Genomic DNA, 13,276 nt, shown 5'->3' with positions numbered 1-13,276 from the left:
TATGGTGCAAGTGTATGCAAGATACGCTTGCACCAAATTCTCTGCATGGATCGATGCTCTATAAAGAACGTGCAATCAACTCCTTCATAATTTCATTGCTGCCTGCATAAATACGATTGGCACGATTGTCTAAATAGGCACGTGCAATTGGATATTCCAGCATATAGCCATAACCACCATGTAGTTGTAAGCATTCATCGACCACTTTGGAATACAGTTCTGAAACTTTGTATTTTGCCGCTGCAGCCGCTTCTACGCTGAGTTGATTATTCAGTTGCAGTTGCATGCAGCCATCGACAAAAGTACGGCAGAAATCGATTTCTGTACGCAGCTCTGCTAGTTTAAAACGCGTATTTTGAAAACTTTTCAAGCTTTTACCAAAGGCATGTCGTTGTTGGGTATATTGCAAAGTGTGTGCAAAGGCAGCTTCTGCGCCAGCTTGGCACAGAATAGCGACGATCAAACGTTCCCAAGCCAGTTCTTGCATGAGTAGCATAAACCCTGCGCCTTCAGTGCCGAGTAAATTCGCTCGTGGTACGCGAACATTGTCAAAAAACAGCTCACAAGTGTCTTGGCCTTTCATTCCAATTTTATTCAGTGGTTTGCCTTTGCTAAAACCGACTCGATCTGCTTCGACCATAATTAAAGATAAATTTGCCGAGCCTTTATCGGTATTGCCTGTTTTACAAACTACGATAGCCATATCGCACAAATAGCCATTGGTAATAAAAATTTTAGAACCGTTAATCACATAGTCATCACCATCTATTACTGCAGTTGTACGCACTGCTTGTAAGTCCGAACCTGTGCCTGGTTCGGTCATGGCAATGGCGGTAATGACTTCACCCGTGGCCATTCGTGCTAACCAATGCTGTTTTTGCGCGTCAGTCCCAAAGTTGTTGATGTAATTTGCAACAATATCTGAGTGCAGTGAAAATCCTGTAGCACTGTCACCTGCATAGGCTTGTTCTTCAAGTAGAATCATGCTGTATAAACGGTTTACCGCTGAACCTCCATACTGTTCAGGCATGGTGCTGCACAGTAAACCCAATGCACCTGCTTTTTGCCAAAGTTCACGGTCTACATGCTGTTGTGCTTCAAATCTTTCTGTATGCGGAATCACCTCCTGCAGATAAAATTTGCGCACTAAATCACGAAAACTTTCATGTTCAGCATTAAATAAAGTTCGTGGCAACATATTTTGAATGGGACGAATTGCAGCAGATTGCATAGGGTCATCTTCCTGATGGTGTTGTTTTAAATTCACCTTAGAAGAGTTACTTAAGCTGAACAAGGTGCAGAATGCTTAATTCAGCAGACAGAATGATGCTTTTGGTCAATGCTGCACAAAAGTCATCGAAACTTTAAAAGGGGTCGGTTAAACTAGCTGGAGTTTAATTTGAATGGGGAATAACCATGAGTGAAGACATCAGCTTAGAAGAACGTAAAGTCATTTACCGCGCCCGTCGTGGTTTAAAGGAAATTGATGTCTACTTTGACCCGTATGTAAAAAATCATTATCTAAATGCCAGCGCAGAAGAAAAACAAATGTTTGCCGATTTGGTTGCACAGGAAGACCCAGACTTACTGGACTGGTTTATGGAAGTAGCTGAGCCGCCACGCCCTGAGTTAAAAGACTTTATTCAAAAACTCAAAAATTATGTACATGGCTAAACAGCAAATTCAGCTGAAACGCAGTCGTTTGGCTTTGCTGTTTCAGCTGATGGTTGGAAGTGTGATTGTGCTGCTTTTGGCACAGGTTTTAGCAACATGGCTATGGCTTTGTTGTTGTCTAATTTTAGGCGGAGCCTATTTCAAATTTTTAAAGAGCAATCGCATCCTGAGTTTAGATCAGTTAGATGAACATGAATGGTCGATTGCCTATTTTGCTCCGCAGGCAGCATCACAGCATATAAAAACACTAAGAAAAACGACACCGCAGCAAACAGAAATTCGTCGCGTACAGTTGCGGCAAGTCGTTGATCATCAAATTTATATTGTGCTGTATTTTCAGAAGGCATTAAAACCTGCTGTGATTTGGTGTGATCAAGTTTCTACTGCCGAATGGAAAGCACTTAAAGTATTGGCGAAAATGCTCTAGTTTTCGGACATTTGTATATTTTTAATAAAATAAAAAAACATAATTATCATAAAGATAAAAAAATCACTCACTTTTTGTGCTCTAATCAGTCATTTTAAATTGGCAAAAAAGATTAACCTTATCCCTATTTTTGGTTATATTGATTCCAGACAAGTGTAGAGCAATACATTTCAGAGCAATGAAATGATTGGATTGTAATTTGTTGAAAGATTTTTTATTTATACCGCGTAAGCGGGTACCAGTTAATAAGTAGCATGTGCTGAACCGTCGCAATGCTACTTTTTTTTGCCTAAATTTTGTCGGATGACAGATTACAGTCAATTTTCAAGACTGAAAAACATGGCAAAGTTATCTATCTGAAGCTGAAGCAAGATGCTTTTATTCAGATATTGCTTCTGCTATGTTTGTTGCAATGGACATAAACACAATTATAGAGGACAGGAAAATGTCGCAAGTCCAAAAAATAGGCCAGGGTGTGGCCGTATTCGCAATCACAAGTTTATTATTATCAGGTTGTTCACAAGTGGTTAAAACGGGAGCGAATGTCGCGCTTGGTTTTACTGAAAAGCATATTGTGCCGCCAATTTTGGCCATGGAAGATGCTGAAATGGTGTGTAATTCTGGTAACTCACTTACACCAGCCATTATGGCCACCAAAGACATGGGTGCAGACCCGACACGTGTTGCAGTATTGATGTACTCGGCTGCAGGAATTTGTGCTGAAGAAAAAGCCTTGGATGCAGAGCTGCGCTATTTACGTGCGGCCAAAGCAGGGCAGGTGTCAGAGGCACAAGATGCGCGTATTCAGCAAAAACGCTGGGCAGCATTGGCAGCACAACGCCAATATACGGGTTATCAACTGTTTCAGCATCGTTGGGAAAAGAAATATAGAAAAGCCTTAGGAGAAGGCTGCCCTAAAATGAACGGCGATATTGAACAAACCGTATATATGCTGGGCATGCTCAGTGGTTTACAAGCCATGACCAATGATATTAATTCAGGCGGTGCTGTGCATGTACCTAAAGATATTGCAGCAATTGTTGAACGTGGAATGACCTGTTTAAACAATGAAAAATTCTGGGGTGCACCTGAAGCCACCCGTGCAGTAATTTGGACCTTATTGCCAGGTGCAGGAGATGGTAAACCTGATCCGTATCAAACCTTAAAACAATCCATGCAAATTGGCGAAGCCAAAGGTGTACGTTTATCTCATGCTTTGTATGCAGTTGCAGCGCAAGCCAGTGGTGAAGATGCCAAAATTCGGGATGCTTTAAAATCTTTTGCTAATGCTCGCAGTGACGAAAAACCTGTCAATCCACAATTTAAACTGATTGATGCCATGGCCGGAAGCATGGTACAAGGAATTTCTGACCGTTATTGGACAGAAAATACAGGAATCCGTGGTAATGATGATGCAATGAAGCGCTTCTGGGATGAACAGGACAACTCATCAGAATTAGATGATTTGTTTAATGAGGATACCGCAGCACAACTGTAAACTGTAAGCAACTTTGCCCAATCTGAATTGTTGTTGTATTCACATTGGGCAAGCATTGATGAATATCAGGACATAATAAGAATAACTGGAGGGCAAAGTTACCTATGCAATATTCATCTCAATTTCTCAATCGAAAAATTGTGTTTATTGCGGCATGTATGTCAATTTCTGCATGCTTACAGGTCTTTGCAGAGCATTTTATTTACTGGTCTAGCCATTTGTTGGATGAGTTCTGGCGTTTATGGACAGGGCATTGGGTACATGTCGGTTGGATACATTACTTACTCAACATGATTGCTTTTGCCTGTTTACCTTTTATTTTTCCACATGCCAAAGTCTGGCACTTTGCCGCACTGCTCTTGGTGTTACCCCCTGCAATCAGTTTGAGTTTTTATTATTTTCTTGCCGATATTGATGCCTATGCAGGCCTGTCTGGTGTGCTGCATGGTGCTTATGTGGCCGTAGCTTGTGTTCATTTACTCTATAAAAAAGAACGTAGTTTTGCCACTTTGGTATTGACGCTGATTTTACTAAAACTATTCTGGGAAAATACCATGGGCAGTTTGGGTACAGCTGAACTCATTGGTAGCCCTGTTTTAGTTGAAGCGCATTTACTGGGGGTGATTTGGGGGGTATTTTTTGCATTGGGCTATATTATTTGGGCCTATTGCATCGACCCTAAATAAAGCATATTCCAATACAACGATAGCAACCGAACCGTATGACAGTTGACCATTTTAACGAAAAAGAAAATCTATATTGTCATTTTAATGATCATTACTTTGATGCACATTTAAACAGAATATAAAAAACCCAATAGAAGATGGATTTTTCTATTGATGAAAAACCGACAGAGATTCGAGCGATTTGGTTTCTGCGCAAAATAAAAACAGGACAATATATGCACAATAACGGACAACGCAGGTCTGGCTTGGCTTTGCTCAGACATATATGGACAGAATGGATTTCTACATTCGTTATTTTGATCTTACTGTTACTTACCTTGATTATTGGCACCGGTGAAATGGTACATGGTCAGTTGTTGCGTATGGGCGAGCGCTTATATGGCGACCCTGCAACAGGCATGCAATATTCATTTTTACGCGCTGAACCGACAGCGCCCGATTGTGAGCGCAACCCCGATGTAGATGCACAGGTGAAGGCACAAATGCAGGCCAATGCTGCCGATGAGTTTGCCGATATTTTTGGGACAGCTTCAGAGTCCGATGTGCGTTCTTCTATTTTGGCGGCTAAACAAATTTGTGAAGAAAAATATCAATTTCACGATCAAGCAATTCAGCACATTCAAGCGCATCCAAGCTTAGCGCTCTACCGTACGGTAGAAACCTCATTTTTTGGCATCTTTAAATTTGGTACTGAAAATCGCGCTATTTTGTTGGTGTTGATGGTGGTGTTTGCGGCAATTAGTGCCACTTTAAAAACCCACCATATTGGTTTACGTGGGCCTGCCACGAAAATTGATTTTAAGGTGTATTCGACCTTAATGCTGGTGGCAAATGGTTTCTTGACCGCATCAAGTATTAGCCAATATCGTTCTGTGCTGAATTCGGGCGTACCGATGAGCAGCGAGATGCAGATTATTTACTGGCTGTGGATGATCTTGTTTACAACGCTCACCTTGATCAGCCTGTTTCAGTTGTTCAAACCACCTGCACCGACACGTGAGGGCGGCAGTTTAGGGTTGGCTTTCCTGAGTGTACCTTTGTACGCGTATATGGCGATTAGTACAGGCTTCTCCTTCACCTTCCTGATGGATTATCCGATGGGGCAAGGGATTTACTTGGGACAGTTGGTTGAATTCTCCAGTATTTTCCTCAATTTAGCGCTGTTCATTTGGGCGGGGATGTTGCTGAAACAAACTCGAATTGTCGATTTATTCTTGAATATTTTGCGTCCATGGCATCTTGCACCAGAAACTCTCACTTGGCTGATTTTGATTGCAGCAGCCTTACCAACGGCCTATACAGGTGCATCGGGTATTTTTGTAATTGCTGCAGGTGCGATTATTTATAAAGAGGTCTGGAATGCAGGCGGACGTCGTCAGTTTGCATTGGCTGCTACAGCGATGTCTGGTTCAATGGGTGTGGTTTTACGTCCATGTCTTTTGATTGTGGTGGTGGCATCACTCAATAAAGAAGTCACGACGGACTTGCTGTATCACTATGGCTTGTATGTCTTCTTATTAACCTCAACTTTATTCTTGATCATTTCGCTGTTCTTTGCCGAGAGTAAATTCCGTATTGCTGCGCCAAGTGTTGCTGCACCATTGTCGTTCCGTGCTTTAGGCCCAGTTCTGCCGTATATCATTATTTTTGTGTTGATTTGGGCTTTCTATAAATATGCTCTCGACACCAATATGAATGAATTTACAGCACCTGTGATGATGCCTGTGATTCTTTTGATGATGGTGTTGTTTGATAAATTACGTCACGAACCTGCACCGATTCCACCAATGGGGCAGTGGGATCAGACCTTAGATACGCAGCCCGCAGCATCACAGACCGCAAATTCAGCGGAGCGTTCATTACTGACTGCGCCAGATTCACCATTGCGTCAATATGGATTCTTTAAAGCATTACATCTATCTACCAGTGAAACGGTGGGACACATTGGTGCTTTGGTCATTTTGATGGCGCTGTCGGTGAGCGTAGGGGGATATTTAGAACGCATTGAAATTATGGATGCTTTCCCAACTGATATTAGCAGCATCTTCATTGTGATTAGTTTGATCGTTGCTCTAATGATTTTTGTGGGAATGATCATGGATCCGTTTGGTGCGGTGATTCTGATTTCTGCAACGGTTGCCCCTGTAGCTTATCAATATGGCATTCATCCTGTGCATTTCTGGATGATTACTCTGATTGGCTTCGAGCTAGGCTATGTCACACCACCTGTGGCACTGAACCATTTATTGGCACGTCAGTCCATTGGCGATGAAGAAGTTGCAGCAGCAGATGCAGAAGTCAGACATAAATCCTTCTACTATCGCTTTGAACGCTGGATTTTACCTGTGATTGTGATGCTGCCAGCCATGCTTATCATTGCCTATGTGCCTTATATGTTTAAGTTATTCGGTTGGTATGAGTAAGCTTTTGATAAGCCTTATATAATTAATAAAATCTTAAATACCCTGTCCTTGTGACAGGGTATTTTGTATCCGAATGATCTGATTGAAAAACTTAATGGTCTGAAGGGTGGTGATGCCAGCGTTTTTGTAGCAATGGACTGCATAACACGATGGCAGTCAGAATTAGAGCAAAACCAATTAAGCTAAACACATCAGGCGTTTCTTGCCAAAAACTGAAGCCCCAAATTCCTGCAAAAATAATCGCAATATAATTTACGGGGCCAATTTGGCCAGCAGGGGCAAGACGATAGGCATTTGACATAAAAATCTGACTGATATTGGCCAAGAGTCCTGCACCAATTAAAAAACTCAGTTCAGTCCAAGTATAGGGACGCCATGACCAAAACATAGGAATGACCGAAATGAGCGTACCAATCAGGCAAAAGTAAAACACAATCCGTTCAGGTGGTTCGGTTTGTGTCAGAGCACGTACTGTGACAAATGCCATTGCTGCTAAAAAACTGGCACTGAGACCAATGGCAGACATACTGTTAAACATACCTGCATCGGGTTTGGCCACAAACAACACGCCAAATAGACCGATACATGCAGCCAAAAGCATCGACTTGGTGATTTTTTCTTTAAGGAACAGCCATGCAATCAGCGGAATAAAGATTGGTGAGGAGTAAGTAAAAACCATTGCATTGGACAGTTTTAAATTGGCAATGGCATAGAAAAAGCCATACATGGCGGTAAGACCGACCACAGAACGCCAAGTATGCATCCACAATTTTTGTGTTTTAAAAAAGCTCAAGCCTTTGTTAAAAAGTAGCGGGATAAAAATAAAGATGCCGATAAAATTGCGGAAAAAGACCACAGTGGCGTTATCTACCGTTTCTGAGGCATAACGCACGCAGACACCCATCAATGAAAAAAGAAAAGCCGAGCAGGTCAACAGCATGATTGCTTTGAGCAAATTCTGTTGGGCAGAACTGGGAGATGTCATACAAATAAAGCCAGAATAACCTAGGGCTATTCTAGCTTAAATTGACGACGTACAGACGAGATATTGCACAGCAAGGCTGTTATTGCGCTAGCTGTGCCTCCAAAATTTTAATTTGTTCTTCTTTGAGTTTAATCAACTCATCAGCATCGGCATGCTGCTGTTTTAACAAGCTGCTCTGATCATTCAATTGGTTTCGAATGTCATCCAATTTAGCCACTTCTTCTTTTGCAAGAGCAGCATTTTCAGGAACAGGCGCTTTAAGTAAATCTTCAGTGACCAACTGTTTTGGTGCTGCTTCTGCATCTTGCAACGAAGTTGCTTTGGGTGGTGCAGATTTAGCCGCAGGAGCCGTTACTGGTGGTGTGGCTTGCATGTCTGTGTCATTGTCTGCGCTGCCCATCCATTGAAAGATAAACACGGCAATAATGACAACAATTAAGCTCCCCGTAATCGCCCACAGGAATTTAGGGTTATGTCGTTGATCTTCAGTCATGCGTTGAACCTTATTGTTTTATTTTGACTGACGAGGCTTAAACTGGATCACCCCAACTTCATCTGAAATCTCAGGGATTTCAGGTTCATCAATATGTGTTGGACGGTTTTCCGTATAATCACATTCGATGCATTCGATCCATTCAGCTTCGCCAGCGGTGAGCATGACAACCCGATCCATCGCCTGACATTTTGGACATTTTGCGCCTGCAATGAAACGACGTTTAATGGTCATCATGACTCCCCTAACTTCATCTAAAGTTCTTAGTTTAAGCGTTTTTCACCGTGTTCGTCCAACCTTGATGACGTAATAGTGCGTCTATTTTTGGCTCGCGTCCGCGGAAATTGATAAATGCATCAAGTGCTGAATCTTTTCCGCCAACTGCTAGAATAAACTGTCTAAACTGCTTACCCGTTTCGGTATTAAACAGTCCTTCATTTTCAAAACGATCAAAGGCATCACTGGCCAAAACCTCTGCCCATTTGTACGAATAATAACCTGCTGCATAGCCGCCTGCGAAAATATGGCTAAAGCTGTGCTGGAAACGGTTATAGCTTGTGGTCGGCACAACGGCATAATTCTGGCGAATGTCATTTAGGGTGGCTTGAATCTGTTCAGCGGTTAATGCAGGGTTGCTGCGGTGAATACTTAAGTCAAATAGGGCAAATTCAATTTGACGTAGGCTTTGCATACCTGATTGGAAGAAACGTGCATCTAACAGCGCTTTGAGCAAGTGTTCAGGTAGTGTCGCTTGCGTATCAATGTGCGCACTCAGCATATCTAAACTGTCCTGATCCCAAGTCCAGAATTCCATGAACTGACTTGGTAATTCCACTGCATCCCATGCCACGCCATGTGTGCCTGCTACAGAAATATTATCCACTTCAGTCAGCATGTGGTGTAAACCATGACCAAACTCATGGAACAGAGTAATTACTTCATCATGGGTGAGTAGGGCAGGTTGGTCTGCCACAGGTGGGGTAAAGTTACACACCATATAGCAAATCGGTTTTTGTAAATTTTGAGAGAGTTGCATGCGTGAGCGGAAACCACTCATCCATGCGCCGCCACGTTTGCCTGTACGCGCATACAGGTCAAAGTAAAAACCACCAATCACTTGCCCTTGATCTTCAAGCTCAAAATAGCGTGCATCCGGGTGCCAAACAGGGGCAGCACGCTCAATAATATCAACATCGTATAAACGCTTTACGATGTTAAACAAGCCATCTACCACTCTAGGGGCAGGGAAATACGGTTTTAGCATCTCCTGCGAAAGGTTAAATTGTTGCAGTTTTAATTTTTCTGAATAGTAGCCTGTATCCCATGGTTGCAGGGTATCAATGCCGTCTTTGGCAGCAATGGCTTTAAGTTCTGCAATTTCCTTTTCTGCAGGTGCTCGTGCATGTTCTGCTAGTTCACGCAAGAACTGATCGACTGCTTCGACACTTGGTGCCATTTTGCTGGCAAGGGATAATTCTGCGTAATTGTTAAAACCGAGCAGCTGAGCCATTTCTTGGCGCAAACTCAGGATTTCTTGCATGATTGGTGTATTGTCAAATTCAGACTGGTCTGATTGATCGGATGCTCGTGTGGTGTAAGCTTGATATAGAGTTTCACGTAAAGCACGGTCATCTGCATAGGTCATAATGGCTAAATATGCAGGAATATCCAGTGTGGCTACAGCTTGTTCCAACTCACGTTGCTGACCATATTGTTTCAGTAACTCAATGCTACTTTGTGGCAAACCTTTGAGTTCATCTTCCGATAAAACTTTGTAATAGGCTTGTGTGGCATCAAGCACGTGATTGGAAAAGTCAGAGGACAGTTGCGATAAACGTGCAGAAATTTCGGCATAGCGTTTTTTGGCTTCACCTTCTAAGGCGACACCTGAAAGCTTAAAGTCACGTAAAGCCAGTTGAATTGCACTTTGTTGTGCGGCAGGTAAATCTTTAAATGTGTTGGCATCGTGGATATGTTGATAAGTTTGGTACAACACCGTGTGTTGACCAAGCTGTGTGTAGTAGTCACTTAAACTCGGTAATAGCGCCTGATACACTTCACGGGTTTCAGGGTTATTCATGACGGCATTTAAATGTGACAGTACACCCCATGCCTCACTCATATTATTTTCGAGCTGGTCAATCTGTTCCAAAATCTGCAGTTGCGCCGTGGTATTGTCAGGTACAGCCGTAAGCGTATTTAAAAACTGCTGCCCTTGCTGAATGGCGTGTTCAATTTTTTGTTTTAAATCTGCCAGTGTAATTTGATCAAATTGTGGAACAGGTAAGGTTGCTTGCTGTAATTTCATATTTTAAATGCCATATTCATTTCGTTCATTATTTATAGATGTAGGGCTTTTGAGGGCTGAAATCAAGGTGTGCACACAGATTTAGCCGCTTAGACTGATGAATCAGGCACAATAATGTAGTTAAGCTGTTCTGAACCGCTGAAAAAACAAAAAGAGCCGTAGCTCTTTTTGAAGTTTCAAGAAAACAGTACACGCTAATCTAATTTAGACTTGGCATTGGCTTTTTTCTTTTTGACTTTGGTCTTTTTCTTCACTTTGTCTTTAGGCTTGCTTTCAGACTTGGCCGAAGATTTTTTACTGTATGAGCTAGGTTTGCTCTTGGCTTTTTTCTTTGGTACAGGTTGTTCACCGTTTTCACTTAAAGTCGCTTTGCTTGGACGTTCAGAAAAGACTTGTTCAGTGGCTTCACGGCTGATTGGCTTTGCTACACGTGGTGCACGCATACGAACTGCACGGCCTGCATGGGTAAGCTGCTGCATCAATTCAAAATCAATTTTACGGTCTTCTAAATTGACTGCTGCGACTTTAATTTTGACTTCATCGCCCAAGCTAAAGCTTTGACCTCGTGCTTGTCCAATCAGACTTTGGCTGGCTTGGTCAAAGACAAAGAAGTCATCGCCCAATTGGCTAACGTGAATCATGCCATCTACATAAAGGTCTTTAAGCGTTACAAACAGACCAAACTCAGCTACTGCAGAAATGACTCCTACAAACTCTTCACCTAAATGCTGCTGCATATAGTGACATTTTAGCCATGTGGTGACTGAGCGTGAGGCTTCGTCGGCACGACGTTCGGTTGCAGAATAGTGTTCGCCTGCATCATCTAAAGCTGCACCAGACAGTGGAGATGGCTTTTGTTTTAAATGCGCTTTAATGGCACGGTGTAATAACAGGTCAGGGTAGCGGCGAATTGGCGAGGTGAAATGCGTGTAGGCATCATAAGCCAAGCCATAGTGTCCTGCATTATTGGCACCATAATAGGCCTGCATCATGGAGCGTAATAACACTGCATGAATACTAGGGGCATCAATACGGTCTTTGGTGGCTTCAATCACAGCTTGATAGTCGGCCTGCGTTGGCTGTTCTGGGAAATGCAAGCCAAGCAGTTTGACAAAATCACGGACTTTTTGAATACGTGAAAACTCTGGTGGTTCATGCACACGGTACAGCATTGGCACATCGTGTTTTAGTGCGTATTCTGCTGCTGCGACGTTGGCCAGCAACATACATTCTTCAATCAGTTTATGCGCATCGTTACGGGTGCGTGGCAAAATTTCGTTAATTCCACCCAACTCATCAAAGGTCATGTAGGTTTCAACGGTTTCAAATTCCATGGCATGACGTTCAGCACGTAAACCTTTCAGCACCTGATACAACTGGAACAGGGTATTCAGTGATTTACGTACTTCACGATCTTCTGGAATGGCAGCACTGTCACCCTCAAAATATTGAGCCACTTGGGTATAGGTTAAACGTGCTTTGGAATGCATGACCGATGGATAAAACTCAAACCCTGTAACACGACCTGCACGTGACAGTTTTAAGTCACAGACCATACATAAACGGTCTACATGCGGGTTCAGAGAGCATAAACCATTAGAAAGTGCTTCAGGCAGCATTGGCAATACAAAGTGTGGGAAATACACCGAAGTACCACGTTCCTGCGCTTCATCATCTAGCGGTTTGCCAGGACGTACATAATGGCTGACATCGGCAATGGCAACCACGACACGGTAACCCCCGCCTGGGCGTTTTTCGGCATAGACAGCATCGTCAAAGTCACGCGCATCTTCACCATCAATGGTAACTAAGGCTAAATCACGTAAGTCGATACGCCCTTCACGGTCTTGCGCCGTAGGCTCCTGAAAACTTTCAGCTTCCTGAATCACGGCTTCAGGAAATTCATACGGTAGACCAAATTCCAAAATGGTTTGTGGAATAATAATTTCGGTATCTGCTTTATCTGCCATGGACTGAACAATATGACCAGTCGTAAACTCTTCACGAGTTGGATAGTCGTCAATTGCAATGCGTACAGAGTCGCCCAGTTTGACTTGGGCATGTTCAATCAGTTCTTTTTCTAAGGTAATGGGTTGATGGCTATTCGGCTGGGCAGGCTGAATAAAATATTCACCATCGTATTCTGACAATTTACCAATGATTTGTTTGACGCGACGCTGGGTAACTTCAGTAATAAAGCCCCATGCTTTGCCTTTACGATCCACTGAAGTCTGGCGGACTTTAACCTGATCGCCATTAAACACTAAACGCAGTTCACGTTCAGGCAGCAAAATATCATCATGGCCTGAAATATTGGCAGAGCCTAAACCTTTACTGTTGATGTAAACCGTGGCGTCATGGGTCGGTTGTTCTGCAGCCAGCTGGAACTTAAATCCATCTTTCATGAGCTGACCATCACGCACCATGGCAATTAAACGATGGCTTAACGCATCAATACTTTTTTGATCTGCAATGGCAAAATGCTCGACCAAGTCTGCATGTGACTGTGCCGCTTGCAGTGTTTCAATGGTTTCTAAGATTAAGGTACGGCTTGGAATAGGATTTTCGTAACGTTCGGCTTCAGCTTTCGCTTCAGGATCGACCCAATTTTTCATCATGTAATAAACTTCATGTCAGAAGATAGGTTTAGCATAAGTCATGTACGTGAAGACTGCACGTAAATGATTGCAATAATGTGTTTTCTGTCGTTATTTTACGATGTTTCAGATTTTTATGTATGCAATGTCAAAAGATCACGCTGAATTATTGCATTGAAGCATGA

11 protein-coding genes are annotated in these 13,276 nt (G+C 42.7%); 5 read left to right on the top strand and 6 right to left on the bottom strand.

Annotated elements, in window-relative coordinates; all coding sequences use genetic code 11:
* Positions 1-58: 58 nt before the first annotated feature.
* Positions 59-1,231, bottom strand: a complete 1,173-nt coding sequence (locus tag ACNS8M_RS11815) for an acyl-CoA dehydrogenase family protein (RefSeq protein WP_168418771.1) — start codon at positions 1,229-1,231, stop codon at positions 59-61.
* Positions 1,232-1,416: 185 nt separating this feature from the next.
* On the opposite strand from ACNS8M_RS11815, the gene ACNS8M_RS11810 reads away from it, so the two are divergent.
* The 5 genes from ACNS8M_RS11810 (at position 1,417) to ACNS8M_RS11790 (ending at position 6,708) form a co-directional block, all read left to right on the top strand.
* Positions 1,417-1,674 carry a succinate dehydrogenase assembly factor 2 gene (locus tag ACNS8M_RS11810; protein ID WP_168418770.1) on the top strand — a complete coding sequence of 86 codons (258 nt, stop codon included), beginning with the start codon at positions 1,417-1,419 and terminating at the stop codon, positions 1,672-1,674.
* The gene (locus tag ACNS8M_RS11805; protein ID WP_168418769.1) at positions 1,667-2,101 is read left to right on the top strand and encodes a hypothetical protein; all 435 of its coding nucleotides are present in this window, start codon (positions 1,667-1,669) and stop codon (positions 2,099-2,101) included. The genes ACNS8M_RS11810 and ACNS8M_RS11805 overlap by 8 nt, the downstream gene beginning before the upstream one ends.
* A 445-nt stretch (positions 2,102-2,546) precedes the next feature.
* Positions 2,547-3,599: a hypothetical protein gene (locus tag ACNS8M_RS11800; protein ID WP_168418768.1), complete on the top strand. Its 1,053-nt coding sequence runs from the start codon at positions 2,547-2,549 to the stop codon at positions 3,597-3,599.
* Between the two features lie 104 nt (positions 3,600-3,703).
* Positions 3,704-4,285 (top strand): rhombosortase, encoded by a 582-nt coding sequence (gene rrtA, locus ACNS8M_RS11795; protein WP_168418767.1) that lies wholly within the window; start codon positions 3,704-3,706, stop codon positions 4,283-4,285.
* A 137-nt stretch (positions 4,286-4,422) separates the two neighbouring features.
* Positions 4,423-6,708 carry a TRAP transporter large permease subunit gene (locus ACNS8M_RS11790; protein ID WP_419224831.1) on the top strand — a complete coding sequence of 762 codons (2,286 nt, stop codon included), beginning with the start codon at positions 4,423-4,425 and terminating at the stop codon, positions 6,706-6,708.
* A 91-nt stretch (positions 6,709-6,799) separates the two neighbouring features.
* On the opposite strand, the gene ACNS8M_RS11785 is transcribed toward ACNS8M_RS11790, so the two are convergent.
* The 5 genes from ACNS8M_RS11785 to rnr form a co-directional block, all read right to left on the bottom strand.
* The gene (locus ACNS8M_RS11785; RefSeq protein WP_168418765.1) at positions 6,800-7,693 is read right to left on the bottom strand and encodes a DMT family transporter; all 894 of its coding nucleotides are present in this window, start codon (positions 7,691-7,693) and stop codon (positions 6,800-6,802) included.
* Between the two features lie 79 nt (positions 7,694-7,772).
* Positions 7,773-8,186, bottom strand: coding sequence for a hypothetical protein (locus ACNS8M_RS11780; protein ID WP_419224830.1), 414 nt, complete (start codon positions 8,184-8,186; stop codon positions 7,773-7,775).
* Between the two features lie 18 nt (positions 8,187-8,204).
* A complete protein-coding gene (locus ACNS8M_RS11775; protein WP_413784390.1) occupies positions 8,205-8,414 on the bottom strand; it encodes a YheV family putative zinc ribbon protein in 210 nt (69 codons plus the stop codon).
* A gap of 40 nt (positions 8,415-8,454) precedes the next feature.
* Complete coding sequence (locus ACNS8M_RS11770) at positions 8,455-10,494, bottom strand: M3 family metallopeptidase (RefSeq protein ID WP_168459980.1); 2,040 nt, start codon at positions 10,492-10,494, stop codon at positions 8,455-8,457.
* Between the two features lie 194 nt (positions 10,495-10,688).
* Positions 10,689-13,112 (bottom strand): ribonuclease R, encoded by a 2,424-nt coding sequence (rnr, locus tag ACNS8M_RS11765; RefSeq protein WP_168459981.1) that lies wholly within the window; start codon positions 13,110-13,112, stop codon positions 10,689-10,691.
* Between the last annotated feature and the right edge of the window lie 164 nt (positions 13,113-13,276).

It is taken from the genome of Acinetobacter sp. A2 (assembly GCF_048537555.1).
GTDB lineage: Bacteria > Pseudomonadota > Gammaproteobacteria > Pseudomonadales > Moraxellaceae > Acinetobacter.
The sequence above is the reverse complement of the archived record's forward strand: the minus strand, read 5'-3'. Positions and strand labels throughout refer to the sequence as shown.